The organism is Rubrivivax sp. A210 (assembly GCF_904426505.1).
In the GTDB taxonomy this organism is placed as follows: Bacteria; Pseudomonadota; Gammaproteobacteria; order Burkholderiales; family Burkholderiaceae_C; genus Rubrivivax.
Genome location: NZ_CAJGBN010000012.1, coordinates 584,916 through 611,014, shown reverse-complemented (window position 1 = coordinate 611,014; position 26,099 = coordinate 584,916). Strand labels below are relative to the sequence as shown.

The 26,099-nt window shown below is 68.2% G+C and carries 20 protein-coding genes; 3 read left to right on the top strand and 17 right to left on the bottom strand.

Annotated elements, in window-relative coordinates:
• Positions 1–34: 34 nt before the first annotated feature.
• The 11 genes from JMV16_RS11505 to JMV16_RS11455 all read right to left on the bottom strand — a co-directional run bounded on the left by JMV16_RS11505 (position 35) and on the right by JMV16_RS11455 (position 16,219).
• Positions 35–4,759 (bottom strand): glutamate synthase-related protein, encoded by a 4,725-nt coding sequence (locus JMV16_RS11505; RefSeq protein ID WP_201494371.1) that lies wholly within the window; start codon positions 4,757–4,759, stop codon positions 35–37.
• Positions 4,760–5,002: 243 nt separating this feature from the next.
• Positions 5,003–5,662 carry a transposase gene (locus JMV16_RS11500; RefSeq protein WP_201494370.1) on the bottom strand — a complete coding sequence of 220 codons (660 nt, stop codon included), beginning with the start codon at positions 5,660–5,662 and terminating at the stop codon, positions 5,003–5,005.
• A 1-nt stretch (position 5,663) separates the two neighbouring features.
• Positions 5,664–6,815: a deoxyguanosinetriphosphate triphosphohydrolase gene (locus JMV16_RS11495; RefSeq protein ID WP_201494369.1), complete on the bottom strand. Its 1,152-nt coding sequence runs from the start codon at positions 6,813–6,815 to the stop codon at positions 5,664–5,666.
• Between the two features lie 12 nt (positions 6,816–6,827).
• On the bottom strand, positions 6,828–7,961 hold the full coding sequence (gene aroB, locus JMV16_RS11490; protein WP_201494368.1) for a 3-dehydroquinate synthase: 1,134 nt from the start codon (positions 7,959–7,961) through the stop codon (positions 6,828–6,830).
• A gap of 33 nt (positions 7,962–7,994) precedes the next feature.
• On the bottom strand, positions 7,995–8,555 hold the full coding sequence (locus JMV16_RS11485; protein WP_201494429.1) for a shikimate kinase: 561 nt from the start codon (positions 8,553–8,555) through the stop codon (positions 7,995–7,997).
• Positions 8,552–11,020 carry a hypothetical protein gene (locus JMV16_RS11480; protein WP_201494367.1) on the bottom strand — a complete coding sequence of 823 codons (2,469 nt, stop codon included), beginning with the start codon at positions 11,018–11,020 and terminating at the stop codon, positions 8,552–8,554. Before JMV16_RS11480 ends, JMV16_RS11485 begins: the two co-directional genes overlap by 4 nt.
• A 53-nt stretch (positions 11,021–11,073) precedes the next feature.
• Positions 11,074–13,251, bottom strand: a complete 2,178-nt coding sequence (gene pilQ / locus JMV16_RS11475; protein WP_236580462.1) for a type IV pilus secretin PilQ — start codon at positions 13,249–13,251, stop codon at positions 11,074–11,076.
• Between the two features lie 23 nt (positions 13,252–13,274).
• Complete coding sequence (locus tag JMV16_RS11470; RefSeq protein ID WP_201494365.1) at positions 13,275–13,817, bottom strand: pilus assembly protein PilP; 543 nt, start codon at positions 13,815–13,817, stop codon at positions 13,275–13,277.
• Positions 13,814–14,500: a type 4a pilus biogenesis protein PilO gene (locus JMV16_RS11465; RefSeq protein WP_201494364.1), complete on the bottom strand. Its 687-nt coding sequence runs from the start codon at positions 14,498–14,500 to the stop codon at positions 13,814–13,816. Before JMV16_RS11465 ends, JMV16_RS11470 begins: the two co-directional genes overlap by 4 nt.
• 7 nt (positions 14,501–14,507) lie before the next feature.
• Complete coding sequence (locus tag JMV16_RS11460; RefSeq protein WP_201494363.1) at positions 14,508–15,143, bottom strand: PilN domain-containing protein; 636 nt, start codon at positions 15,141–15,143, stop codon at positions 14,508–14,510.
• Complete coding sequence (locus JMV16_RS11455; RefSeq protein WP_201494362.1) at positions 15,140–16,219, bottom strand: pilus assembly protein PilM; 1,080 nt, start codon at positions 16,217–16,219, stop codon at positions 15,140–15,142. The genes JMV16_RS11460 and JMV16_RS11455 overlap by 4 nt, the downstream gene beginning before the upstream one ends.
• Positions 16,220–16,511: 292 nt before the next feature.
• On the opposite strand from JMV16_RS11455, the gene JMV16_RS11450 reads away from it, so the two are divergent.
• The gene (locus JMV16_RS11450; RefSeq protein WP_411565027.1) at positions 16,512–18,884 is read left to right on the top strand and encodes a penicillin-binding protein 1A; all 2,373 of its coding nucleotides are present in this window, start codon (positions 16,512–16,514) and stop codon (positions 18,882–18,884) included.
• 11 nt (positions 18,885–18,895) lie between these two features.
• On the opposite strand, the gene cyaY is transcribed toward JMV16_RS11450, so the two are convergent.
• A complete protein-coding gene (gene cyaY / locus JMV16_RS11445) occupies positions 18,896–19,246 on the bottom strand; it encodes an iron donor protein CyaY (RefSeq protein WP_201494360.1) in 351 nt (116 codons plus the stop codon).
• Between the two features lie 12 nt (positions 19,247–19,258).
• On the opposite strand from cyaY, the gene lptM reads away from it, so the two are divergent.
• Together lptM and lysA are read left to right on the top strand one after the other, a co-directional pair.
• Positions 19,259–19,417: an LPS translocon maturation chaperone LptM gene (lptM, locus tag JMV16_RS24595; RefSeq protein ID WP_411565026.1), complete on the top strand. Its 159-nt coding sequence runs from the start codon at positions 19,259–19,261 to the stop codon at positions 19,415–19,417.
• Positions 19,414–20,679, top strand: a complete 1,266-nt coding sequence (gene lysA / locus JMV16_RS11440) for a diaminopimelate decarboxylase (protein WP_201494359.1) — start codon at positions 19,414–19,416, stop codon at positions 20,677–20,679. Before lptM ends, lysA begins: the two co-directional genes overlap by 4 nt.
• Before the next feature lie 17 nt (positions 20,680–20,696).
• On the opposite strand, the gene JMV16_RS11435 is transcribed toward lysA, so the two are convergent.
• The 5 genes from JMV16_RS11435 to JMV16_RS11415 form a co-directional block, all read right to left on the bottom strand.
• Complete coding sequence (locus JMV16_RS11435) at positions 20,697–21,692, bottom strand: ABC transporter ATP-binding protein (protein ID WP_201494358.1); 996 nt, start codon at positions 21,690–21,692, stop codon at positions 20,697–20,699.
• Positions 21,689–22,663, bottom strand: coding sequence for an ABC transporter ATP-binding protein (locus JMV16_RS11430; protein ID WP_201494357.1), 975 nt, complete (start codon positions 22,661–22,663; stop codon positions 21,689–21,691). Before JMV16_RS11430 ends, JMV16_RS11435 begins: the two co-directional genes overlap by 4 nt.
• Complete coding sequence (locus JMV16_RS11425; protein ID WP_201494356.1) at positions 22,663–23,598, bottom strand: ABC transporter permease; 936 nt, start codon at positions 23,596–23,598, stop codon at positions 22,663–22,665. Before JMV16_RS11425 ends, JMV16_RS11430 begins: the two co-directional genes overlap by 1 nt.
• Entirely contained in the window at positions 23,599–24,582 is a 984-nt protein-coding gene (locus JMV16_RS11420) for an ABC transporter permease (RefSeq protein ID WP_201494355.1), read from the bottom strand.
• Between the two features lie 107 nt (positions 24,583–24,689).
• Complete coding sequence (locus tag JMV16_RS11415) at positions 24,690–25,922, bottom strand: porin (RefSeq protein ID WP_201494354.1); 1,233 nt, start codon at positions 25,920–25,922, stop codon at positions 24,690–24,692.
• Positions 25,923–26,099: the final 177 nt, after the last annotated feature.

Genomic DNA, 26,099 nt, shown 5'->3' with positions numbered 1-26,099 from the left:
TCTCAGATGTCCTTGTTTGCGCTTGCGGCTGGCGTTACTTCGCGGCCACGGCCGCGGCGCTGCCTTGCGCCTTGCTGGTGGCGGCCGCCGCCTCGGCCTTGGCCGCGCGCTCGGCCAGCACGCGCTTGTACTCGTGCGGGAAGACCTTGACAAACTTGCCGCGTGCGTCGGCCCAGTGGTCCAGCAACTCGCGGGCGCGCAGCGAGCCGGTCCAGCGGTGGTGCTCGTCGATCAGGCGCTTGAGCAGGTCTTCGTCCGGCGTCTCGAGGTGCAGGCCGATGGCCGGCACCGCCTGCTCGTCGCGCGCCACCACCTTCTCGAGTGCGACCATGCTGGTGTTGCAGCGGCTGCGGAAGTGGCCGTCCTCGTCGTAGACGTAGGCCACGCCGCCGCTCATGCCGGCGGCGAAGTTGCGCCCGGTGCGGCCGAGCACGACGACGGTGCCGCCGGTCATGTATTCGCAGCCGTGGTCGCCCGTGCCCTCGACCACCGCGGTGGCGCCCGACAGGCGCACCGCGAAGCGCTCGCCGGCGACGCCGCGGAAGTAGGCTTCGCCGCTGGTGGCGCCGTAGAGGGCGGTGTTGCCGATGATGATGTTCTGCGTCGCCTCGCCGCGGAATTCGATGCTGGGGCGCACCGCGACGCGGCCACCCGACAGGCCCTTGCCGGTGTAGTCGTTGGCATCGCCGATCAGGTAGAGCGTGATGCCGCTGGCCAGGAAGGCGCCGAAGCTCTGGCCGCCCGTGCCTTCCATCTGCATGAAGATGGTGTGGTCGGGCAGGCCCTCGGGCCGGTGGCGGATGAGCTCGCCCGAGAGCATGGCGCCGACGCTGCGGTTGAGGTTGCGCGCGTCTTCCATGAAGTGCACCTTCTCGCCGCGCTGGATGGCGGGCTGGCAGCGCTCGATCAGCTTCACGTCCAGCGCCTTGGCCAGGCCGTGGTCCTGCTCACTCTGCTGATAGCGCGGCACGTCGGCGGCGATCTGCGGCTGGTGGAAGACGCGGCTGAAGTCCAGGCCCTTGGCCTTCCAGTGTGCGATGCCCTTGCGGGTGTCGAGCAGGTCGCTGCGGCCAATGAGTTCGTCGAACTTGCGGATGCCGAGCTGCGCCATGATGCTGCGCGCCTCTTCGGCGATGAAGAAGAAGAAGTTGACGACGTGCTCGGGCTTGCCGGCGAACTTCTTGCGCAGCACCGGGTCCTGCGTGGCCACGCCTACCGGGCAGGTGTTGAGGTGGCACTTGCGCATCATGATGCAGCCCTCCACCACCAGCGGCGCGGTGGCGAAGCCGAACTCGTCGGCACCCAGCAACGCACCGATCACCACATCGCGGCCCGTCTTCATCTGGCCGTCAGCCTGTACGCGGATGCGGCCGCGCAGGCGGTTGAGCACCAGGGTTTGCTGCGTCTCGGCCAGGCCCAGCTCCCACGGCGTGCCGGCGTGCTTGATCGATGACCAGGGGCTGGCGCCGGTGCCGCCGTCATGGCCGGCGATGACCACATGGTCGGCCTTGCACTTGGCCACGCCGGCGGCGATGGTGCCGACGCCCACTTCGGAAACCAGCTTGACGCTGACGCTGGCGCGCGGGTTGGCGTTCTTCAGGTCGTGGATGAGCTGGGCCAGGTCTTCGATGGAATAGATGTCGTGGTGCGGCGGCGGGCTGATGAGGCCGACACCGGGCACGCTGTAGCGCAGCATGCCGATGTAATCCGACACCTTGCCGCCGGGCAACTGGCCGCCTTCGCCGGGCTTGGCGCCTTGGGCCATCTTGATCTGGATCTGGTCGGCGCTGACCAGGTATTCGGTGGTGACGCCGAAGCGGCCCGAGGCCACCTGCTTGATGCGGCTGCGCAGGCTGTCACCGTCCTTCAGCGTGTAGTCGCTCTCGATGACCTTGGCGCCGATGATGTCGCTGACCAAGGTGCCGGCCTTGACCGGGATGCCCTTCAGCTCTTGCCGATAGCGCGCCGGGTCTTCGCCGCCCTCGCCGGTGTTGCTCTTGCCGCCGATGCGGTTCATCGCGATGGCGAGCGTGCTGTGGGCCTCGGTGCTGATGCTGCCCAGGCTCATCGCGCCGGTGGCGAAGCGCTTGACGATGTCGGCTGCTGGCTCGACCTCGTCGAGCGGGATGGCGCGGCTGGGGTCGACCTTGAACTCGAACAGGCCGCGCAGCGTCATGTGGCGCTTGCTCTGGTCGTTGATGAGCTGGGCGTATTCCTTGTAGGTGTCGTAGCGGTTGGCGCGCGTGCTGTGCTGCAGCTTGGCGATGGCGTCGGGCGTCCACATATGTTCTTCGCCGCGCACGCGCCAGGCGTATTCGCCACCGGCGTCGAGCATGGTGGCCAGCACCGGGTCGTTGCCGAAGGCGGCGACGTGCATGCGCAGGGCTTCCTCGGCAACCTCGAAGACACCGATGCCGCCCACCTGGCTGGCGGTGCCGCGGAAGTACTTGGCGACGAAGCTCTTCTCGAGGCCGATGGCCTCGAAGAGCTGGGCGCCGCAGTAGGACATATAGGTGCTCACGCCCATCTTGGACATGATCTTGGACAGGCCCTTGCCGATGGCCTTGACGTAGTTGTAGACCGCCTTCTCGGCGCTCAGCGCGCCGGGCAGGGTGTGGTGCAACTCGGCCAGTGTCTCCATCGCCAGGTAGGGGTGAACGGCCTCGGCGCCGTAGCCGGCGAGCACCGCGAAGTGGTGGACCTCGCGCGCCGAGCCGGTCTCGACCACCAGGCCGGCCGTGGTGCGCAGGCCCTCGCGCACCAGGTGATGGTGTACGGCGCTCAGCGCCAGCAGCGCCGGAATGGCAACCTGGCCGCGGCCCATGCGGCGGTCGGTGACGATGATGATGTTGTGGCCGCTCTTGATGGCGTCCACCGCCTCGGCGCACAGGCTGGCCAGCTTGGCCTCCACGCCCTCGTGGCCCCAGCCCAGCGGGTAGGTGATGTCGAGCTCGTAGCTCTTGAACTTGCCGCCAGTGCGCTGCTCGATGGCGCGCAGGCGCGCCATGTCGTCGAAGTCGAGGATGGGCTGGGTCACTTCCAGCCGCATCGGCGGGTTCACCGCGTTGATGTCGAGCAGGTTGGGCTTGGGCCCGATGAAGCTGTTCAGGCTCATCACGATGGCCTCGCGGATCGGGTCGATCGGCGGGTTCGTGACCTGGGCGAAGAGCTGCTTGAAGTAGTTGAAGAGCGGCTTGTTCTTGTCCGACAGCACGGCCAGCGGGCTGTCGTTGCCCATGCTGCCTATGCCCTCTTCGCCGTTGGCGGCCATGGGCGCGAGCAGGAACTTGATGTCTTCCTGCGTGTAGCCGAAGGCCTGCTGGCGGTCGAGCAGGCTCTCGCCGTGGCTGGCCGGCTCGGCGTTGACGTCGATCGAATCGAGGCGGATGCGCACGTTCTCGATCCACTGCCGGTAGGGGCGGGCGTTGGCGAACTGGTTCTTCAGTTCCTCGTCGTCGACGATGCGGCCCTGTTCCAGGTCGATCAGGAACATCTTGCCCGGCTGCAGGCGCCACTTCTTGACGATGCGGCGCTCGGGCACCGGCAGCACGCCGGATTCGCTGGCCATCACCACCAGGTCGTCGTCGGTGACGATGTAGCGCGCCGGACGCAAGCCATTGCGGTCGAGCGTGGCGCCGATCTGCTTGCCGTCGGTGAAGACCATTGCGGCCGGGCCGTCCCAGGGTTCCATCATCGCCGCGTGGTACTCGTAGAAGGCGCGGCGGCGCTCGTCCATCAGCTCGTGCTGCTCCCAGGCTTCGGGGATCATCATCATCGCCGCGTGGGCCAGCGGGTAGCCGCTCATCGTGAGCAGCTCGAGCGCGTTGTCAAAGGTGGCGGTGTCGCTCTGGCCTTCGAAGCTGATGGGGTAGAGCTTCTTCAGATCGTCGCCCAGCACCGGGCTCTTCATCACGCCCTCGCGGGCGCGCATCCAATTGAAGTTGCCCTTGACGGTGTTGATCTCGCCGTTGTGCGCCACCATGCGGTAGGGGTGGGCCAGCGGCCATTCGGGGAAGGTGTTGGTACTGAAGCGCTGGTGCACCAGGGCCAGGGCCGAGACGACGCGCTTGTCGCCCAGATCCTTGTAGTACTGGCCCACCTGGTCGGCCAGCAGCAGGCCCTTGTAGATGACGGTGCGGCAGCTCATGCTGGGCACGTAGTACTCGCGGCTGTGCGTGAGCTTGAGCGCCTGGATGGCGGCGCTGGCGGTCTTGCGGATGACGTAGAGCTTGCGTTCCAGCGCGTCGGGCACGATGACATCGGCGCCGCGGCCGATGAAGATCTGGCGGATCACCGGCTCCTTGGCGCGGACGGCCGGGCTCATCGGCATCTCGCGATTGACCGGCACGTCGCGCCAACCCAGCAGCACCTGGCCCTCGGCCTTGACGGCGCGTTCGAGTTCCTGCTCGCAGGCCAGGCGCGAGGCGTGTTCCTTGGGCAGGAAGATCATGCCGACGCCGTACTCGCCCAGCGGCGGCAGGCGCACGCCGCGGGCGGCCATTTCCTCGCGGTAAAAGTCGTCGGGAATCTGGATCAGGATGCCGGCGCCGTCGCCCATCAGCGCGTCGGCACCGACGGCGCCGCGGTGGTCGAGGTTTTCCAGGATCTTCAGGCCCTGCTCGACGATGCCGTGCGCCTTGATGCCCTTGATATTGGCCACGAAGCCGACGCCGCAGGCGTCTTTTTCACCGGCGGGGTCATACAGGCCCTCTTGCGCGAGCGCGGCGATTTCTTCGGGAGTGGCGGGTGTGTGGGACATGGCGTGCTCCTGTCGGGCAGGCAAGAAAGAAGGGGGCTGGCGAGACCTGTGAAGGCTGGCGGGGTCGCGCCGGAAAAACAGCGGCCGTCAGGCTACCGCAGTGCAGCATGCTCGGCAAGTCATACTAAATGGGGTCAGATCGCGTTATCGCAATCAATGCGCGAGTGAAAAGAAAAATGGGGACACATCAATGCTCGCTGTTCATCCTGGTATCGAAAGCAGGCGACGTGCCAGACCTTGGTCTCAGGCACCGGGTCGGGGCGGGCGCCCGCGGGCGCGCGGGCGTGCCGGGCGTCCGCTGATCTCGGCCACGTTGGCGGCAAAGGCGGCCGAACCCGCGGCCCAGCCGCCGTTGGACGCATGCCGCAGCGCCTCGGCCCGGGCCTGCGGCAGGCCGGCGGCCAGCAGCGCGCGCCAGGCAACTTCGCGGTCGAAGGGCGTGTTGCCCAGCTGCCAGTACTCGGGCGGGTTGCTGAGCAGGGCATCATGCACCGCGCCGGTGCGGTGGGCCGCACTGCCGGCCTCGGCCGATGCGCCGTCTATCCAGCGCAGCGCGTCCAGGCGGGCCGGGCCGGGTTCGACCACGCCGCAGCGGTAGCGCCCATCCCAAAGCGTGCCGCTGCGGCCGTGGCGGCGGTTGTGGCCGGCCACATAGCGGCGGCCCACGGCCTGCATCAGCCGGCCCAGGGCCTCGGCCAGCGGTGGCGTGAGCAGCAGCCGCACCTCGTCGTCGAGCAGGGCATAGGCGTGGACCTGCACCGCCTCGACCGCTGCTGCTTCGCGCAATGCCGCCAGGTAGGCCGCGCGGTCGATGCCATCGGCGAAAACTCGCGCTCCGTTGTGGCCGCGCTGCAGCACCAGATGCGTTTCCCCGGCCACCGCCAGGCGGGCGAGGCGGGCCATGCTAGACCTCGAAGGCCCGCCGCCCGGTCAGGCGGTGGTGTTCGCGCAGCGCGTAGCGGTCGGTCATGCCGGCCACGTAGTCGGTGACGGCGCGGTGGCGGTCGTCGCCGCGCTGGTGCTCGCTCGGCAGCTCCTGGGGCCGATCCAGATAGGCGGCGAACAACTCCACCACCACCTGGCGTGCCTGCTGCGTGACCTGCTGCACCTGCGGGTGGCGGTAGAGCTCGCGAAAGAGAAAGCGGCGCAGCTCGGTGAGCTCGGCGCGCACGGCCGGACTCAGGCGCACCAGGGGCGGCAGCGCGCGCACCGCCACTTCGTCGGCCGGCGCGTGGGTGGCGATCTCGGCCGCGGTGGCGGCGATGAGATCGCCCACCAGGCCCGAGAGCAGCCGCCTCAGCGTCTCGAACAGCAGGCGGCGGCCGGGCTGGTCGGCCAGCTGCGGGTGATCGTCCAGCACGGCGTCGCGCCAGCGCGCCACCAGGGGAACTTGCGCCACCTGCTCGAAATGGATCAGGCCTGATCGCACGCCGTCGTCGATGTCATGGGCGCTGTAGGCGATCTCGTCGGCCAGATTGACCAGCTGCGCCTCGAGCCCGGGTTGGGTCTGTTCAATGAAGCGCCGCGCCGGACTCGCGGGGTCGCGCGCTACCAGCGCCCGCGCGTTGGCCGGCGAGCAGTGCTTGAGGATGCCCTCGCGCGTTTCGAAGCTGAGGTTGAGGCCGTCGAAGGCGGGATAGCGCGCCTCGAGCTCGTCCACCACGCGCAGGCTTTGCAGGTTGTGCTCGAAGCCGCCGTGGGCCGCCATGCAGTGGTTCAGCGCGTCCTGGCCGACATGGCCGAAGGGCGTGTGGCCGAGGTCGTGGGCCAGGGCGATGGCCTCGACCAGGTCTTCATTGAGGCGCAGCGCACGCGCCACCGAGCGGCCGAGCTGGGCCACTTCGAGCGAGTGGGTCAGCCGCGTGCGGAAGAGATCGCCCTCGTGGTTGATGAAGACCTGGGTCTTGTAGACCAGGCGCCGGAAGGCCGTGCTGTGGACGATGCGGTCGCGGTCGCGCTGGTGCTCGTTGCGCGGGGGCGAGGGCGGCTCCTGGATGCGGCGCCCGCGCGAGCGGCCGGGCTGGCTGGCCCAAGGGGCGAGCGTTTCCTGGCTCACGGATTCACGGGTTCACGGGCGCGCGGCGCTGTGCCGGCGGATCACGCGCGCCACCAGCGCGTCGGGCGCGGCAACCATGGCGGCGCGACCGGGGGCCTCGATGACGACGAAGCGAATCTCGCCGTCCTGCGCCTTCTTGTCCACCCGCATCAGCTGGAACCAGCGCGACTCGTCCATGGCCGGCGCTTGCACCGGCAGGCCGGCGCGGGCGATCAGAGCGTGCAGGCGTTCGGCATAGGCGGCGGGAACGAGGCCCAGCTCGGCCGAGAGCGTGGCCGCCAGCACCATGCCGCAGCCCACGGCCTCGCCGTGCAGCCACTGGCCATAGCCCAGGCCCGACTCGATGGCGTGGCCGAAGGTGTGGCCGAAATTGAGGATGGCGCGCAGACCGCTTTCGCGCTCGTCCTGGCCCACGACCCAGGCCTTGATCTCGCAGGAGCGCCGCACCGCATGGGCCAGCGCTGCGGCATCGCGTGCGAGCAGCGCGTCGACATGGGCTTCCAGCCAGGCCAGGAAGGCCTCGTCGGCGATGGGCCCGTACTTGATGACTTCGGCCAGGCCCGCGCGCAACTCGCGCTCGGGCAGGGTGGCCAGGGTGTCGAGGTCGCAGATCACGCGCGCCGGCTGGTAGAAGGCGCCGATCATGTTCTTGCCCAGCGGGTGGTTGACGGCGGTCTTGCCGCCCACCGACGAATCCACCTGGGCCAGCAGCGTGGTCGGCACCTGCACGAAGGGTATGCCGCGCATGTAAGTGGCGGCGGCAAAGCCGGTCATGTCGCCGATCACGCCACCGCCCAGCGCGAACAGCACAGTGCGGCGGTCGCAGCCTTCGCGCAGCAGGTGGTCGAACACGAGGCTGAGCGTGGCCAGATCCTTGTGCTGCTCGCCATCCGGCAGCAGGGCCACGCTGACGCGCCGGTAGTGCGGCGCCAGCGCCGCCTGCAGCGTCTCGCCGTGCAGGGCCCAGACGGTGGGATTGCTGACGATGACCGCCTGCGCCGCGGGCGGCAGGCCTTGCCAGGCGGCGGGATTGGCGAGCAGGCCGGGCGCGATCAGGATGTCGTAGCGGCCGCCGGGGGTGGCGACAGGCAGCGGAGCCGGCAAATCGACCGCAAGCGATGGGGCTGGAGATGGAGCTGAACTCATGGCCGCCGAGTTTACGGCCGGTGGTTCAGGCACTTAGCCGGCGTCCTGCAGGCCTTGCGCTGCTTCGCCGCTGCCGGCCTCGACCAGTCCGGCCAGTTCGAGCTGCATCAGCACCATGCCGATCAGCGCCGGCACCGAGGGCCGCGCCGCCTCCACCACGAAGTGAGCCGTGCGCCGGTACAGCGGGTCGCGGTCGCGGTAGAGCTCGCGCAGGCGCTGCAGCGGGTCGGCCACTTGTAGTAGAGGCCGCTGGGTGTCGTGGCGCAGGCGCCGGAACAGCTCTTCGGGCGTGGCACGCAGGTAGAAGACGTGGGTGCGCGAATGCAGGGCGTCGCGGTTGGAAGGCCTCAGCACCGCGCCGCCGCCGGTGGCCAGTACGGTGCGAGGCCGCTGCGCCAGTTCGTCCAGCGTCTCCTGCTCGAGGTCGCGAAATGCGGCTTCGCCCTGCTGCGCGAAGAAATCGCGAATGCTGCAGCCCAGGCGCTGCTCGATCTCGATGTCGCAATCGACGAAGGCCAGGGAAAGCTGCTTGGCAAGATGTCGCCCGACCGTGGTCTTGCCACAGCCGGGCATGCCGACGAGGGAAAGCTTCAGGGCAGGACGCACGCCGAGAAACCCGGCGGTTTGAGGGTGTCCACGGGAACGGCAACGGTGGTACCCGTGCCGCTGGGCGAGGTGAAGGTGACGAACACGGTGCCGGCTGTGATCAGCGGGTCGGTGAACTGGTAAGAGACCACCGCCCCGGTGGCCTCGGTCGTGTTGACCACGGGTGAACCGCCACCCAGTCGAACCGTCATCCCGTTCGTGGGCGTGTTGGCCGCAACGGTGGTGCCGGCCGCCATCGGATTCAGGCGCAGAACGTTGGCGTCGGCCACGATGATGCTGAACTGCCCTGTCCTTGCGCCATACCAGGTGTCACCGCCCATAGCCACAAAGGTTGCGATCTGGCTTGCCTCGGGGCCGACTTGCAACGTGACGGTGCTGCCGCGGCAGGTGGCATTGTCCAGACCCCCCAGATTGCCCCAGAGCGGCCTAGCGGTCGACGTAGAAAACACGGTCTCGACGGCGCGGCGCACATAGACCTGGCCTGCCCCGCTCCAGCGGCTGTCGCAGGTGGCCGGCTCGCCGACATTGCGTCCCACCGTGGGTATGCTGGGGTCCAGCGCCAGCAACGGCGTCGTGGTTGCGCTGCAGGCAGCGCTGTTGTTGATGGCCAGCGGAATGAACTCATCGACATTGGCATCGAATTTTCCATTGGCGCTGCGGTCCTTGAAGATGTTGCCGAGATCCTGGAAGGGTTCGCCGCCTGCGGGAACCAGCGGATCGGCGGTTCCCGGGCCGTCGTAGATGTTGTTGCCGTTCAGGTCGATGAATGACTCTTCGCCCAGCGCATAGGCGGTGACCGTGACGCGCCCGTCTGCGGGCCTGGGCTCGGCGCTGACGAAATTTGCCGAGGTACGCGCAAGTCCGCCTGCGAGCTGGGTTTGCTTGATGGCTTCGATCTGACCGCCTTCGGTGACGAAGTTGATCGAGGTGCCCACAGGCACGGGGTTTCCGCTGCGGTCGGCAGCGATGATCTGGTAGGCATTGGCCGTGCCGTCGATGTTGTAGCCCTCGATGTTGCGCGTGGTCTGAGACATCGAGAAGTTCAATTGCGACGGCAGGCCGACAGCGACGCTGAGATTGCTCGAGACCGTGGAAATGGCGGTGTTGACGATGGTGGCCGAGATGCGCACCGGCGTCGGCTGCGTGCCGGAGTTGACCCGCAGCGTCACGCGACCCTGGGCGTCAGAGGCGCGCACCAGATCGGCTGTGCCGCCTTCCATGGTGACGCCGCCGGTCAGCGTCAGCAGCTTGAGAGCCACGCTCACGTTGGGGATGGGACTGCCGTTGGCGTCGCGCACCTCGAAGACGACGAGGGAGGCCTCGGTAAAGCCCGATCCCTTGACGAAGATCTGCTCCGGTGTGGAGGAGATGAAGGCCATGCTGGACACCGCTGGCGAGGCGATGGGCAGCGAGAGGGTCTGCGCGCTGGCCGAGCCGTCGATCACGACCTGAATCACGTCGCTGGCCTGTATGGCGCCGCAGCCGATGTCGCGGTACTGCAGCGTGACGGACGCCGTTGTGGCGCCAAACTTGGTGGGCGAGAGCGCTGCCTTGCCGGCCGTGACGCAGGATGAGGACACGGTGACCTGGACCGGCGAACCTATGCTGGCGCCGGACAGGCCCACGGTCAGGCTGGTCTGGCCGTAGGCGCCCAGGTTGGCCACCGCCGATGTGAAGGAGGAAATCGCGACATTGGTGGCCTGGACCGTGAAACCCTGGACTGCGGTAAGGGTCGAGCCGCCCACCGTCACCGTGGCGGTGACCTCGTCGGCGCCGGCGCCGGTTGAACTGGCGGGCGCCAAGAAGGCCACGGCGGTGCCGTCGCTGCGGGTCAGGGCCGTCGCCACATTGGTGGCAGCCAGGCCTCGCACCACGGCGAAGCTGATCACCTGCCCCGCCATCAACGCGCCCCGGGCATCGCGCAAGGTGACGGTGACGGTAGCCGGTGCGGCCGAACTGATCGAACTCTTGTCGAGCGCGAGTGCCAGCGAAGCCTGTCCGGCCGCGGTGGTACCGGATTGCACCAGCAGCGAGGCGGTGCGGGTGAGCGAGCCGCTCGTGGCCGTGACCGTGATGGTCCTCAGCGAACTGTCAGAGCCGATGCCAATGCCCGCCGTGAGGCTGCCGCCGGAGCCGCTGACCGTGCCGCTGGGCGTGGCTATCGCGTTGCTGTCGACCCGGATGGAGATGGGAACGCCGGCCACCGCGTTGCGGTTGGCATCGAGGGCCGTGGCCGTGGCCGTGACGGTTTCGGAGCCGCTGCTGGCGATGGCCGGGGCGCTGAGCACCAGCACCAGATCGGCCGCCGTCGGCGTGCCGGTGGAGCCCCCCGTGCCGGGATCAGTGCCGGAACCGGGACCGAAGGGCGAGGTGCCCGAATTGCCGCCACCGCCGCCGCAGGCCACCAGGGCCAGCAGGACGATGGTGGAGAGCAGGCGTTTGAATAGCTTCATGGGCGAGTTCCTGGAACGGTGCGTGGGCCGGTGCGGTGCGCCTGCGCGCTGGCTCAGCGTGCTGCCTGGCGGTCGGTCACGATCTTGGGGGTGATGAAGACGAGCAACTCGGTCTTGGACGTGCTCTTCACGCGGTTCTGGAACAAATAGCCGACCACCGGGATGTCCCCCAGCAGCGGCACCTTGTTGATGGTGGTGCGGTCGTTCTGCGTGAAGATGCCGCCGATCACGACCGTGCCGCCGTTCTCGACCAGCACTTCGGTGTTGACCTTCTTGGTGTTGATCGCCGGGCCGGCCGGTGAGGGGTCGCCGCGGCTGTCGTTGCTGACTTCCAGCGTCAGGATCACATTGCCTTCGGGCGTGATCTGCGGCGTCACTTCCAGGCGCAGGCTGGCCTTCTTGAACGACACCGAAGTGGCGCCGCTGGAGGTGGCCTGCTGGTACGGGATCTCGACACCTTGCTCGATGCTGGCCTTCTTCTGGTCGGCGGTGATCACGCGTGGGCTGGAGATGACCGTGCCCTTGCCTTCGGATTCCAGGGCCGACAGCTCAAGGTTGAGGAATCGGTTCGCGGTGGCGCCGAACAGCGACAGCGCGAAGGTGGCGGCGTTGGCTCCCAGTGCCGCGGTATTGGCCGGCAGGTTGACGAACTGCTGGTCGGTGGCCGACGGTATGGTGGCCGCCGTGCCGGTCTGGCCGGTCTGCGCGCCGATGGCGGCGTAATTGCCGCCGAAGGCCACACGGTTGTCGCCGCCCACGCTGTAGCCCGGCGTGCCACCGCGGGCGCCGCGCAGGTCGGCGCCACCGAGCTTGACGCCGAGGGCGCGGCCGAAGGTGTCGTCGGCCTCGACGATGCGCGCCTCGATCTGCACCTGGCGCACCGGGATGTCGATCTTGGAGATCAGCGACTGCACTTCCTCGAGCTTGCTCGGGATGTCGGTGACGAAGAGCTGGTTGGTGCGCGGCTCGAAGATCACGCTGCCGCGCGGGCTGAGCATGCGCGATGTGGTGCTGCCCACGGTGCCGCCAAGCTGGCCGGCTGCCTGGGCAGTGAGCTGCTTGGCCACGTCCTCGGCCTTGGTGTAGTTGAGCTGGAACGACTGCGTGCGCGTCGGCTCCAGGTCGGCAATCTTCTTCTTCGATTCGAGGTCGACCTGCTCCTTCGAGGCCAGTTCGTCCTTGGGCGCGATCCACAGCACGTTGCCGTTCTTGCGCACGCCCAGACCCTTGCTCTGCAGGATGATGTCCAGTGCCTGATCCCAGGGCACGTCCTTCAGGCGCAGCGTCACGGTGCCGGTGACGGTGTCGCTGGTGACGACGTTGAAGTTGGTGAAGTCGGCGATCACCTGCAGCAGGGCCCGCACCTCGATGTTCTGGAAGTTCAGGCTCAGTTTCTCGCCCTGGAAGCCGGGGCCCTGGACGAGCTTGTTGGGATCGACCTTGACCGGCCGCACCTCGAGCACGAACTGGTTGTCGCTTTGATAGGCACTGTGCTCCCAGTTGCCACTGGGCTCGACCACCATGCGCACGCGGTCGCCGGTCTGGAAGGTGGACACGGTCTGCACCGGGGTGCCAAAGTCCGTGACGTCGAGGCGGCGGCGCAGCGGTTCGGGCAAGGTCGAGCGCAGGAATTCGACCACCAGGCTCTGGCCCTGCTGGCGGATGTCGACGCCAACCTGGGTGCTGGGCAGGCTGACAATGACGCGGCCCGTGCCGTCGGGGCCGCGGCGGAAGTCGATTTCGCGCAGGGCCAGCGGCGCGGTGTTCTGGGCCGGCGCGAACTGCGATGCGGCAGCGGCTTCGGGCGCCGTGGTCGCTGCCTGCGTGGGGCCGGCGACGTCGAGGATGAGCAGCAGCGTCTTGCCCTGCAACTGTGCGCGGTAGCCCGAGGCCTGCTTCAGGTTGAGCACCAGGCGCGTGCGCTCGCCAGCCGTGGCCACCACCACCGAGCGCAGATTGCCCTGGTTAACCTCGACGTTGTTGCGGCCTATGGCGTTGACCACGCCGGGCAGATCGATGGCGATGCGTGGGGGCGATTGCACCGAGAAGCCGGCGGGCACGGCGGCCAGCGGGGCGGACATCTCGACACGGATGACCTCGGTGCCCGATTGCTGGCTGCTCGTGATCGACTGGATCGCGTTCTGCACCTGCGCGGCCGCGGGCTGCGCCAGCGCGCCGGCGGCACCGATGGCGACGCAGACGGCTGCGGCAACGGCTCTCCAGTGGATCATGTTCGGTTTCTCCTGTCTTGTGGTCATCGCGCCCTCTCCTGGAGCTGCAAGGTGGCGGGGCGTTCGATCCATTCGCCGGCCGCGTCCTGCACGATCTCGCGCAGCGCAATCTCGGTCTCGCCAATCCGCGTGATGCGGCCGTAGTTCTGGCCCAGGTAGTCGCCGACCTTGACCTGGTAGAGCAGGTTGTCCACGCGCAGCAGTGCGAAGGGCTGGCCCTGCTTGCTGACGCTGCCGACCATGCCCATGCTGTCCAGCGGGTAGGCTTCCAGCGGTTCCTTGCGGCGGTTGAGTTCGGCCGAGAGCAGCGAATTGGGTTGCCGCGCCTCCTGCTTGAGCGCGACGGTGAGCTTTTGCAGGCTGAAGGGATCGACCGATTGCGCCGAGGTATAGGGCTGGGGGTCGAACTTCTTGGGTGCCTGCAGCGGCGTGATATTGGGCTTGACCTCGCGGCGCTGCTGTTCCATCCACTGGCGCAACTCGTCGTGGTCGGCGCTGCAAGCGGCGAGAAGTGCGGTCAGGACGAGGCCGGCAGCGGCGCTGGCGCGGTTGGAAAGGGCGCTCATTTCTTGGCCGCCTTGGGGTTGGCCGCCTTCTTCTGCTCCGACACTTCCGAGGCGTCGAGGTAGCGGTAGGTGCGCGCGGTGGCTTCCATCACGAGTATGCCGGTGGTGTCGCGCACCGGCAGCGGGGTGATGGCCAGGTTCTGCAGCGTCACGATGCGGGAAAGATTGGCCACGTCGGCGGCGAAGGAGCCTACGTCGTGGAAGCGGCCGGTGACGCGGATCGCGATCGGCAACTCGGCGTAGTAATCCTTGACCTGCACCTGGCCGGGCCGGAACAGCTCGAACTGCAGGCCGCGGCCGAGGCCTGCCTGGTTGATGTCGGAGAGCAGCGCGTCCATCTCGGCCTTGCCGGGCAACTGCTTCTCAAGCTGGGTCACGTATTCCTGCACCAGCAGCTTTTGCTTGCGCAGCTCGCTCAGGTTGACGGCCTGGGCCAGGCGGCTGCGGTAGTCTTCCTTGAGCTTGGGCTCTTGGGCCCGCGAGGCGTCGAGCTCGTCGGTGGCCGTGGACAGCATCAGGAACCAGCCCGCCACCACCGCCAGCAACACCGCGCCCAACCACGCCACGGTCTTGGGCAGGACGGGCCACTGACCCGGCTCGTTGGGATTGAGATTGCGGAACTGACCGGCCGCGTTCTCGAAGTAGCTGCTCAACTCGAAACTCTGTGTCGATGCCTTGGCCATGCCTACCTCACGAGGCCTTCACGGGGGCCCGGGCCGCCGACGATGCGGCCCCCGAGGCCGGGGTCGCCGCGGCTGCGGCGCTCTGGGGACGCTTGAGCGTGACGCGCATCGAGAACTCGTAGAGGCGGCGCTGCTCCCGGTTGGCGGCGGTGACGTTGGCCGCCTTGATCTCGATCAGCTCGGGCCTCTCAAGCCAGGGCGAGCTGTACAAGGTGTTGCGCAGGAACTCCGAGACACGCTCATTGGTCTGCGCCACGCCGCTGACCGTGACCACCTCGCCGTTCTGGCGGATGTTGTTCAGGTAGACGCCCTCCGGCGTCTGGCGCACGAGTTCGTCGAGCAGGTGTACCGGCACGTTGCGGTCAGTCTGCAGATCCTCGACCGCTTTCTGGCGCGCCTTGAGCGCTTCAATCTCGGTGCGCAGCGTCGCGATGTCCTTGATCTGATTGTCCAGGCGCGCGATCTCGGTCTTGAGGAAAGCATTGCGCTCGTCCTGCGCCGCCGTCATCTGTTGCAGCGCGAGGTACCAGGCGGCCGTGATGCCGACGCCGATGGCGGCGCAGGCACCCAGCGTGATGAAGAAGGACCGCTTGCGTTGCCTGCGCTTTTCTTCGCGGTGCGGCAGCAGGTTGATCAGGATCACTGCGGGAACCTCCGCATCGCCAGGCCACAGGCCGTGAGATATGCCGGTGCTTCGCGCCGCACGCGGCTTTCGCGCACGGCCGAGCCGAGATGCATGTTCTCGAACGGGTTGACCACGTTGGACGAGAAGCCGGTGAGGTCGGTCACTCTTTCCTTCAGCCCAGGCAGGGTGGCGGTGCCGCCGGCCAGCATCACGTAGTGAACCTTGTGGTGCGGCGTGCTGGTGAAGAAGTACTGCAGCGCACGGCCGATTTCCTGCGACAGGCTGTCGACGAAGGGCGTCAGGATGGAGGCGTCGTAGTCCTCGGGCAGGTCGCCCGAGAGCTTCTTTGCTTCGGCCTCCTCAAACGAGAACCCGTACTGGCGGCTGATGAGTTGCGTGAGTTGCGAGCCGCCGAAGGCCTGGTCGCGGTCATACAGCATCTCGTCGTCGCGCAGCACCTTCAGGCTGGTGGTGTCGGCGCCGATCTCGAACAGCGCCACCAGCATGTCGCGACCCTGGTTGGGCAGGGCAGAGACGACCCGGCTCATGGCCAGGCGCGAGGCGTGCGACTCGATGTCGAGGATGGTGGACTTCAGGCCGGCGGCCTCGGCCAGGCCCTGGCGATCCTGCACGCGGTCCTTGCGTGAGGCGGCGATCAGTACCTCGACATCGCCGGCCGAGGTGGCGCTGGGGCCGATGACGCAGAAGTCGAGGCTGACCTCGTCGAGCGAAAACGGGATGTACTGGTTGGCCTCGGACTCGACCTGCAGTTCCATCTCTTCTTCGCGCAGCCCGGCCGGCAGCATGATCTTCTTGGTGATGACCGCTGACTGCGGCATCGCCATCACGACGTTCTTGGTACGGGTGCCGCTCTTGGCGATGACCTTCTTGACGGCCGCCGCGACCTCGTCGAATTTCTCGATCTGGCCGTCGGTGATCCAGCCCTTCTCGAAGGGTTCGTAGGCGAAACGCTCAAGCACCAGCTCACCCGTCGAGGTCTGGTCGAGTTCGACCAACTTGACGCTGGATGAACTGACGTCGAGCCCGATCATGGGCGGGTGCTTGCGGCCCAGCAATGCATCAAGAAAACCCAAGTTACCTACTCCCCCGCCGCGCGGCTGATCAGTTCACAGCACCCGTATGGGCACCGCACACTGGCCCCGAGCTTGTTAAGAAGTTACTTCAATGCTAGCAGTAAAGCCCTTGTGCAACAAAGAAAAAAGCAGTTTCGGCACGTAGGGTACGTTGCCAATCGCTGACGCGCATGTCCCGAGTTGAAACAAGCCGCAAACCCTGCAGCGCAAGCGATTTTTTGCGCCAGAGTGCGGTGGCGGCCCCGGCTGCGGTCCTTCCTATAATCTTTTCGGCCCGATCGACGGGTTCTTCATGGCCCCTACCGATCCTGCACCTCCTCATTCTGCCGCCTCCGAGCCGGCCAACGTTGCTTCGCCGGCGGGCCTGCGCATGCTGAGCCGCGCCCTGTTCTGGGCCTTCGGCCTGCTCCTGGCGGGCGTGCTGACGCTGCTCTTCGTGGTCGGTGTGGCGCTTGCGGTGGCCTACCCGAACCTGCCTGAGATCAGTAGCCTGACCGACTACAGGCCCAAGCTTCCCCTGCGCGTTTTCTCGGCCGATGGCGTGCAGCTTGGTGAATTCGGCGAGGAAAGAAGAAATCTCACGCCGATTGCGCAGATCCCGCAAATCATGAAGGACGCGGTTCTTGCGGCCGAGGATTCGCGTTTCTACCAACATGGGGGCGTCGATTACAAGGGCGTGGCGCGCGCCGCGCTGGAGAACCTGCGTGACGCGCGCAGCCAGGGCGCGTCGACCATCACCATGCAGGTCGCGCGCAACTTTTACCTTTCGACCGAAAAGACCTTCACGCGCAAGATCTACGAGATCCTGCTCGCGCTCAAGATCGAGAACCTTCTGGCCAAGGACCAGATCCTCGAGCTGTACATGAACCAGATCTACCTGGGCCAGCGCGCCAATGGCTTTGCCTCGGCGGCGGAGATCTATTTCGGCAAGAAGCTCAAGGACGTGACGGTGGCCGAGGCTGCCATGCTGGCCGGCCTGCCCAAGGCGCCGTCGGCCTACAACCCCATCGCCAACCCCAAGCGTGCGACGCAGCGCCAGCGCTACATCGTCGGCCGCATGTTCGAGAACGGCTACATCACCGAAGCCCAGCACGACGAGGCCCTGGTCCAGGTGCTGCGCTACCGCACCCAGTCAGACGCCGCCGTCCATGCCGAGTTCGTGGCCGAGACGGCGCGCCAGCTCGTCTTTGCGCAGTACGGCGAAGAGACGTACACGCGCGGCCTCAATGTCTACCTGAGCGTCAATGCGGCCGACCAGATGGTGGCCTACCGCGCGCTGCGCCGCGGCCTGATGGATTTCGAGTTGCGCCAGGTCTACCGCGGGCCCGAGGCCTATGTCGACCTGCCGGCCGACGCGACGCTGATCGACGCCCGCGTTGCCGAGGCGCTGGCCGAGCATCCCGACAACGACGACCTGCGCGCCGCCGTCGTGCTCGAGGCCTCGCCGCGCAAGGTGGTGGCCATGCTGCAGTCGGGCGACAGCGTCACCGTCGTCGGCGACGGGCTCAAGCCGGCGGCCTCGGGCCTGTCGGACAAGGCAGGCCCCAAGAAGCAGATCCGCCGTGGCGCGGTGGTGCGCATGATGAGGGGCGCCAAGGGAGAGTGGACGCTTACACAGGTGCCTGAGGTCGAGGGCGCTCTGGTGGCGATGGAGCCCGACACCGGCGCCATCCGCGCCCTGGTGGGCGGCTTCGATTTCAACAAGAGCAAGTTCAACCACGTCACCCAGGCGTGGCGCCAGCCGGGCTCTAGCTTCAAGCCTTTCATCTACTCGGCTGCGCTGGAAAAGGGTTTCACGCCGGCCACGGTGGTGAATGACGCGCCACTGTTCTTCGACGCCGCCGAGACCGGCAGCCAGCCCTGGGAGCCCAAGAACTACGACGGCAAGTTCGAGGGGCCGATGGCGCTGCAGACGGCGCTGGCCAAGTCCAAGAACATGGTCTCGATCCGCGTGCTGCGTGCCACCGGCACCGACTTCGCGCAGGAGTGGATCCAGCACTTCGGGTTCGAGGCCGACAAACACCCGGCCTATCTGACGATGGCGCTGGGCGCGGGCTCGGTGACGCCCATGCAGATGGCGGTGGCCTACAGCGTGTTCGCCAACGGTGGCTACCGCCTGGCGCCGACGCTGATCACCCGTGTCACCGACAACAAGGGCAAGGTGCTGCTCGGCACCCAGGTGCCGGTGCTGGACGACAGCCTGCGCACGCTGCCCGCGCGCAATGCCTTCGTGATGGACACGCTGCTGCAGGAAGTGGCGCGCAGCGGCACGGCGGCGCGTGCCCAGGCCACCCTCAAGCGCGGCGACCTTTACGGCAAGACCGGCACCACCAACGATTCGATGGACGCCTGGTTCGCCGGCTTCCAGCCCAAGCTGACGGCCGTGGTCTGGATCGGCTACGACAACCCGCGCAAGCTGGGCGACCGCGAAACCGGCGGCGGCCTCGCGCTGCCGGTTTGGATCGAGTTCATGCAGCATGCGCTGCGCAATGTGCCGGTGCAGGCGATCGAACCACCCGAGGGCGTGTTGCAGTCGGGCGCCTATTGGTCGTTCGACGAATTCGCCCAGGGTCGCGGCGTCGGCAGCCTGGGGCTGGACGACAAGCTGCCCGATCCCGCCAACGAGGAAGAGCGCAAGAGCATCCTGGATCTCTTCAAACGCTGACGTTGCCGGCGTTAGAAGCGCAACTCCTTGCCGCCCTGGGTGCTGGCGTGCTGCGACAGTGCGGCCAGGAAATCGCCGCCGTCGCGCGTGTCCAGCCATTGGCCGGCCTGCCAGCGGTAGTGATAGCCGCCGGCGCGTGCCGCCAGCCACACCTCGTGCAGCGGCGGTTGGGTGTTGACGACGATCTTGCTGCCGTCGGGGAAGCTCAGTTCGAGCAGGCCGCCGGTGCGCTGGGCGTCGATATCGATCACATCATCCTGCAGCCAGCGGTCGGTGGCAGCCTCGATGCGCGCCAGCAGGGCCGCGGCCTCGCGGTGGTAGTCGGCGTCGCTGAGAGTCGATCCGGCGGGGGCCGTGCTCATAGAATCCCTTGCATGCGTGAGATGTTGCAATCGAGTTTAGCCCTGAGGCTTGCCACCCTGCTTTGCGCGGGTATGGGTCTGCTGGTCGCCGGCTGCGGCCAGAAGGGCCCGCTGACGCTTCCGAAGGCGGCAGCGCCCGCCGCCCCGGCCAGCGCGGCGGCGCCGCGATGAGCCTGCCCGGCGCCCCCTGGCTGGCCCGCGCGGGCGGCGAACTGCGGCTCGAGGGCCACTCGCTCGCCGCGCTGGCGCGCGAATTCGGCACCCCGCTCTACGTGTACTCGCGCCAGGCCATGCGCGCTGCGGCGCGCGCCTACCACCAGGCGCTGCAGGGCCGGCCGCATTTGGTGTGCTACGCGATGAAGGCCAACAGCAGCCTGGCCGTGCTGCAGACCTTTGCCGCCGAGGGCTGCGGCTTCGACATCGTCAGCGGCGGCGAGCTGCAGCGCGTGCTGGCTGCCGGCGGTGACGCTTCGCGCGTGGTCTTCTCGGGCGTCGGCAAGACGCGAGCCGAGATGGAGCAGGCCCTGGCCGCCGGCGTGCATTGCTTCAATGTCGAGAGCGAAGGCGAGCTCGACCGCCTGAACGAGGTGGCGCTGGCCCTGGGCCGGCGCGCGCCAGTGAGCCTGCGCGTCAACCCCGATGTCGACGCCGGCACCCATCCCTACATCTCCACCGGGCTCAAGGGCAACAAGTTCGGCATCGCGCACGACCGTGCCCTGGCCGCCTACCGCCACGCCGCCGCGCTGCCGGGCCTGCAGGTGCAGGGCATCGACAGCCACATCGGCTCGCAGATCACCCAGATCGAGCCCTTCATCGACGCGCTCGACCGCCTGCTTGACCTGGTTGAGGCGGTCGAGGCCGCCGGCATCCCCATCCACCACGTCGATATCGGCGGCGGCCTGGGCATCACCTACACCGACGAGCAGCCGCCGCGCGCCGACGAACTCGTGGCCCGCGTGCTGCAGCGCCTGGATGCCCGCGGCCACGGTGGCCGCCAACTGCTGCTGGAGCCGGGCCGCTCGATGGTGGGCAATGCCGGTGTGCTGCTGACCGAGGTGCTCTACCTCAAGCCGGGCGAGGCGAAGAACTTCTGCATCGTCGACGCCGCGATGAACGACCTGATGCGGCCGGCCATGTACGAGGCCTGGATGGCCATCGAGCCCTGCACCCCGCGCGACGCTGCGGCGACCACCTGGGACGTCGTCGGCCCGGTCTGCGAATCGGGCGATTGGCTGGGCCGCGAGCGCGCGCTGGCGGTGGCGCCCGGCGATGTGCTGGCCGTGCTCTCGGCCGGTGCCTATGGCCTGGCGATGGCCAGCAACTACAACACACGGCCGCGTGCGGCCGAGGTGATGGTGGACGGCGATGCGGTGCATCTGATCCGCCAGCGCGAGAAGGTGGCCACGCTTTTCGCCGATGAACGTCTGATCTAGCCTGATCTAGCCGGCTCTCAGATCCGCCCTTCCTGCACCGCGTGGCAGGCCACCAGCCCGCCATCGCACTCGAGCCACTCGGGCCTTTCAGCGGCGCAGCGCGCCTGGGCATGGGGACAGCGCGGATGGAAGGCGCAGCCGCTGGGCGGCGCCAGCGGATTGGGCACCTCGCCCTGCACCGGCGTGCGGGCACGGCCGCTCAAGTGGATGTCGGGAATGGCATCCAGCAGCATGCGCGTGTACGGGTGGCGCGGTGCAGCGAAGACCTGGCGCTTGGGCGCCAGCTCGACCAGGCGGCCCAGGTACATCACGCCCACGGCGTCGGCGACATGGCGCACCACCGCCAGGTTGTGGCTGATGAAGAGATAGGTCAGGCCGCGCTCGCGCTGCAAGTCCTTCATCAGGTTGAGCACCTGGGCCTGCACCGAGACATCGAGGGCCGAAGTCGGCTCGTCGCAGACCAGGAACTCGGGCTGCGTCGCCAGCGCGCGGGCGATGCTGATGCGCTGGCGCTGGCCGCCGCTGAACTGGTGGGCAAACCTGGCGCCGTCGGCTGCCGCCAGGCCCACCGAGAGCAGCAGCGCGGCCACGCGCTCGGCCAGCTCGGTGCCGCCGGCCGCCAGGCCGTGCTCGCGCAGCGGCTCGCCGATGATGTCCTCCACCTTCCAGCGCGGGTTGAGGCTGGCGTAGGGATCCTGGAAGATCATCTGCATGCGCCGCCGCAGCGCGCGCTGTTCGGCGCCCGCGCGGGCGGCGCCGCAGTCCTGGCCGTCGAAGACCACACGTCCGCGCGTGGGCCTGTGCAGGCCCAGCAGCAGCCGCGCCACCGTGCTCTTGCCGCAGCCGGATTCGCCCACCAGGGCCAGGGTCTGGCCGCGCTCGACGGCGAAGGACACGCCGTCGACCGCGTACACGAACAGGCGCGGCTTGCGCGCGATGGCGCGTTCGAGCCAGGGCGCCGAGACCTCGAAGGTCTTGGCGAGATCGTGTACCTCGACCAGCGGACCTGTCATGGCGCCACCAGCCAGCAGGCGGCGCGGGTGGCCTGGTTGGCGCCCGCCTCCAGCAACTCCGGCCGCTCGCTGCGGCAGCGCGCCAGGGCCTGGGGGCAGCGCGGGTGGAAGGCGCAACCTGGCGGGATGGCGCCCAGGCGCGGCATGGCGCCGTCGATCTGCAGCAGGCGCTCGCGGTCTTCGTCCATCGCCGGGATCGCGCCCATCAGGCCCACGGTGTAGGGGTGGCGGGGGCGGTGGATGACGTCGGCCACGGGCCCGATCTCGGCCATCCGCCCGGCATAGAGCACGGCCACGCGGTCGCAGGCCTCGGCGATGACGCCCATGTCGTGGGTGACCAGCATCACCGCGGCGCCGCGCTCGCGGCACAGGCGCTGCAGCAGGGCAATGATCTGGGCCTGGATGGAGACGTCCAGCGCCGTCGTCGGCTCGTCGGCGACGATGAGCCGTGGCTCGGCGGCCAGGGCCAGGGCGATGACCACGCGCTGGCGCATGCCGCCGCTGAACTGGTGCGGGTACTGGGCCAGCCTTTGCTCGGCGGCCGGGATGCCGGTCTCTTGCAGCAGCGCGATGGCGCGCCGGCGCGCCTCGGCCGCATCCACCGGCAGATGCGTGCGAATCGTCTCGGTGAGCTGGCGGCCTACGGTGTAGAGCGGGTTCAGCGAGGTCAGCGGGTCCTGAAAGATGGCGCCGATGTGGCGGCCACGCAGTGCGCGCATCGCCTCGGGCGGCAAGTTGTCGATGCGCTGGCCGGCGAGCCGGATCTCGCCGCCGGCGATGCGCCCGGGCGGCTCGAGCAGGCCGATGATGGCGGCGCCGGTGAGCGACTTGCCGGCGCCCGACTCGCCCACCACGCCCAGGATCTCGCCGGGCGCGATCCCGAAGCTGATGTCGTCCAGCGCCCGCAGCGTGCCGCGGCGGCCGGGAAATTCGACCCGCAGATGGCGCACTTCCAGCAGCGGCGCGGCCATCAGCGCAGCCTCGGGTTCAGCGCGTCGCGCAGCCAGTCGCCGAGCAGGTTCACCGACAGCGCGATCAGCACCAGCATCACGCCCGGGAAGATGGTGATCCACCACTCGCCCGAGAACAGGAAGTCGTTGCCGACGCGGATCAGCGTGCCCAGCGAGGGCGAGGTGGGCGGCACGCCCACGCCCAGGAAGGACAGCGTGGCCTCGGTCAGGATGGCGGCCGCGACCTGGATGGTGGCCAGCACCAGCACCGGCCCCAGCACATTGGGCAGGACATGGCGGAACATGATGCGCCAGGGCGCCACGCCGATGACGCGCGCCGCCTGCACGTATTCCTTGTTGCGCTCCACCATCGTGCTGCCACGTACCGTGCGCGCGTACTGCACCCAGCCGGTGAGGGCGATGGCCAGGATCAGCACGCCGAAGGCCAGGCTCTCGTGGGCATCGGGGAAGAGCGCGCGGCCGACGCCGTCGATGAGCAGCGCGACCAGGATGGACGGGAATGACAGCATCACGTCGCAGACGCGCATGATGAAGGCGTCGACCGCGCCGCCGACGAAGCCCGACAGCAGGCCCAGGCCCACGCCCACCAGCATGGACAACAGCACCGAGGCGAAGCCGACGAAGAGCGAGATGCGCGCGCCATAGAACAGCGCCGAGAGGATGTCGCGTCCCTGGTCGTCGGTGCCCAGCAGGTAGGTGGCCTTGCCGCCCTCCTGCCAGGCTGGCGGCAGGCGGGCATCGAGCAGGTCCAGCGTGGCCAGGTCAAAGGGCTGGTGCGGCGCCACCCAGGGCGCGAACAGCGAGACCGCGAGGCACAGCGCCGCGATCAGCGCCGCCACCATCGCCGTGGGCGAGTGGCGGAAGCTGTGCCAGACATCGCTGTCCAGCCAGCGCGCGAGGCGGCCGCCGGGAGCTTCTTCTTCCGTCGGCGCCATTCAGTGCCCGCCCAAGGGTCGCTCGACGCGCAGGCGCGGATCGACAGCGAAATACAGCAGGTCCACGGCCAGATTGACGGCAACGAAAATCAGCGCAATCAGGCACAGGTAGGCCGCCATCACCGGCACGTCGGCGAACTGCACCGCCTGGATGAAGAGAAATCCCATGCCGGGCCACTGGAACACGGTCTCGGTGATGATGGCAAAAGCGATCAGGCTGCCCAGTTGCAGCCCGGTGATGGTGATCACCGGCACCAGGGTGTTGCGCAGCGCATGGCCGAAGTGGATGCTGCCGTCGCGCAGGCCGCGGGCGCGGGCGAAGCGGATGTAGTCGCTGCGCAGCACCTCCAGCATCTCGGCCCGCACCAGTCGCATGATGAGGGCGAGCTGGAACACGCTCAGCGTGAGCGCCGGCAGCAGCAGGTGCTGCCAGCCGTCGCGCGTGAGCAGGCCGGTGCTCCAGGAGCCGAAGGTGACGACCTCGCCGCGGCCGAAGCTGGGCAGCCATTGCAGCGTCACCGAGAACACCAGGATGAGCAGGATGCCGATCAGAAAGGTCGGCAGCGAGACGCCCAGCAGCGACAGCGTCATCACCAGCTGGGCGCCGAAGCGGCCGCGCCGCAGCGCCGCATAGACGCCCAGCGGCAGGCCCAGGCCCAGCGCGATCACCGCCGCGGCCAGCGCCAGCTCCAGCGTGGCCGGAAAGCGTTCGGCGATCAGCGTCGAGACCTTGCGGCCCTGGCGCAGGCTGAGGCCGAACTCGCCCTGTGCGGCGTTGGCCGCGAAGCGCGCGAACTGCACCGGGAAGGGCTTGTCGATGCCGAGATCGCGCCGCAGCTGCTCGCGCTGCTCTTGGGTGGCGTCCTGGCCCAGCAGGCTGGTGACCGGGTCGCCGACATACTGGAACAGCATGAAGGCGATGAAGGCCACCGTGAGCATCACGACCAGGGCTTGCAGCAGGCGGCGGAGGATGAAGGCCAGCATGGGTCAGGGCAGGGCGGCCAGGGTTGGACGGCCCCAATGAAGCGAGCCCGCTCGGCCGGTGGCCGTGCGGGCTCGATGATGCCGCAAGCAGCGTGCGGCGGCCGGGCTCAGAAGCGGTGGCGCAGGCCCAGGGCCATGCTGGTGGAGTCGACGCCGGCGGCCGAGGTCACGCCGCCCAGGTAGCCGGCGCCGCCCGGTGCGGCCTGGCCGCTGCCGCTGTTGACGAAGCGCGTCAGCACCGCATTGAGATCGGTGCGCTTGGACAGCGAGTAGGTGTAGGCCACGCCATAGGAGCTGGTGTCGGCATTGATGATGCGCTTGTCGTCGAAGCGGCTGTAGGCCACATAGACCGTGTTCGGGCCCGTGGTCAGCTTGTAGCCGCCGTGCAGGATGCGGCCGTCCTGCTTGAAGCCGTTGATGAAGGCGTTCTGGATGATGGCCGCATTCGTGGGGCCGACGGCGCCGGTGACCGAGGCCGCGATGCCGGACAGGCCCGAGGGGTGGTCGTCCTTGACCTGGACCATGGCCGCATAGGCCGTGCCCGGGCCCAGGTTGAGCGTGCCGCCAATGATGGTGCTGGTAAGCGACTTTTCGGCGCGCTCGTTCTCGCGCGAGTTGTAGCCGAAGCCCACCGAGAAGCGCTCGCCTTTGTACATGACCATGCCGCCCATCATGTGGCCGGTGGTGGTTGAATTCTCGCCCGCGGCCACCATCAGCGAGGCCGTGAATCCGTCCTTCTGGATGCGGTAGGCGATGGAGTTGGACAGGCGGATGTCGATGGCCGAGGGGATGGCACCGACCTGGCCGGCGGCCAGGGCCGACTGCGTGCCCATGGTGTCGAAGGTGGCGCTGATCTCATAGGCCGGCGTGTACTGGCGGCCGGCGATGATGGCGCCGAAGGGGGTGATCAGGCCGGCATAGATCTGCCGGTCCCAGAAGCCGCCGGCCAGGTTGACGCCGATGGTGTTGCCGATGCTGGCGGCTACCGCGGTGACCACCGGCTGGAAGACGGTGGGCAGGCCCAGCTGCGTGGCCTGTGAGACGCGGTCGGGCAGTTGCGAGCCCGAGGCTGGGCGGTTGCTGACGGTGCCGTTGTCCATCTCGAAGCGGTGTTCCATCGTGAAGATGGCGCGGTAGCCGCCGCCCAGGTCTTCATTGCCGCGGAAGCCCAGGCGCGAGCCGTCCATGATGCCGCTGGACAGCGCCTTGACCGAGCCGCCCTTGAGCCCGGAAACGCGGGTCACGCCGCCGTCCAGGATGCCGTAGATGGTGACGCTGGACTGGGCGGCGCAGGTGGTGGCGGCCAGGGCCAGCGCCGAGAGCGCGAAAAGCTTCTTCATGGGGGTGTCTCCGGGCGAGCAGTCGCTAACACTCTATTTTTCTGCAGAGGGGGGTCTCCGGTGGCGGCTTGTTGCAAGCCGTCCACGCTCAGTTACCCCTAGCGTGGCAAGACGGAGGCAGGGCCGCAGCCGCTCTACATGGCAGACCCGCCCTCCGGCGGCCCGGATTCCCCCCCC

Coding starts and splice junctions, on each gene's coding strand:
- JMV16_RS11450 (WP_411565027.1), top strand. CDS start 16,512: ATGGCCCCTACCGATCCTGCACCTCCTCATTCTGCCGCCTCCGAGCCG.
- JMV16_RS11435 (WP_201494358.1), bottom strand. CDS start 21,692: ATGACAGGTCCGCTGGTCGAGGTACACGATCTCGCCAAGACCTTCGAG.
- JMV16_RS11430 (WP_201494357.1), bottom strand. CDS start 22,663: ATGGCCGCGCCGCTGCTGGAAGTGCGCCATCTGCGGGTCGAATTTCCC.
- JMV16_RS11465 (WP_201494364.1), bottom strand. CDS start 14,500: ATGGCCAAGGCATCGACACAGAGTTTCGAGTTGAGCAGCTACTTCGAG.
- JMV16_RS11420 (WP_201494355.1), bottom strand. CDS start 24,582: ATGCTGGCCTTCATCCTCCGCCGCCTGCTGCAAGCCCTGGTCGTGATG.
- JMV16_RS11415 (WP_201494354.1), bottom strand. CDS start 25,922: ATGAAGAAGCTTTTCGCGCTCTCGGCGCTGGCCCTGGCCGCCACCACC.
- JMV16_RS11500 (WP_201494370.1), bottom strand. CDS start 5,662: ATGGCCCGCCTCGCCCGCCTGGCGGTGGCCGGGGAAACGCATCTGGTG.
- lysA (WP_201494359.1), top strand. CDS start 19,414: ATGAGCCTGCCCGGCGCCCCCTGGCTGGCCCGCGCGGGCGGCGAACTG.
- pilQ (WP_236580462.1), bottom strand. CDS start 13,251: ATGATCCACTGGAGAGCCGTTGCCGCAGCCGTCTGCGTCGCCATCGGT.
- JMV16_RS11505 (WP_201494371.1), bottom strand. CDS start 4,759: ATGTCCCACACACCCGCCACTCCCGAAGAAATCGCCGCGCTCGCGCAA.
- aroB (WP_201494368.1), bottom strand. CDS start 7,961: ATGAGTTCAGCTCCATCTCCAGCCCCATCGCTTGCGGTCGATTTGCCG.
- JMV16_RS11425 (WP_201494356.1), bottom strand. CDS start 23,598: ATGGCGCCGACGGAAGAAGAAGCTCCCGGCGGCCGCCTCGCGCGCTGG.
- lptM (WP_411565026.1), top strand. CDS start 19,259: ATGCGTGAGATGTTGCAATCGAGTTTAGCCCTGAGGCTTGCCACCCTG.
- cyaY (WP_201494360.1), bottom strand. CDS start 19,246: ATGAGCACGGCCCCCGCCGGATCGACTCTCAGCGACGCCGACTACCAC.
- JMV16_RS11470 (WP_201494365.1), bottom strand. CDS start 13,817: ATGAGCGCCCTTTCCAACCGCGCCAGCGCCGCTGCCGGCCTCGTCCTG.
- JMV16_RS11480 (WP_201494367.1), bottom strand. CDS start 11,020: ATGAAGCTATTCAAACGCCTGCTCTCCACCATCGTCCTGCTGGCCCTG.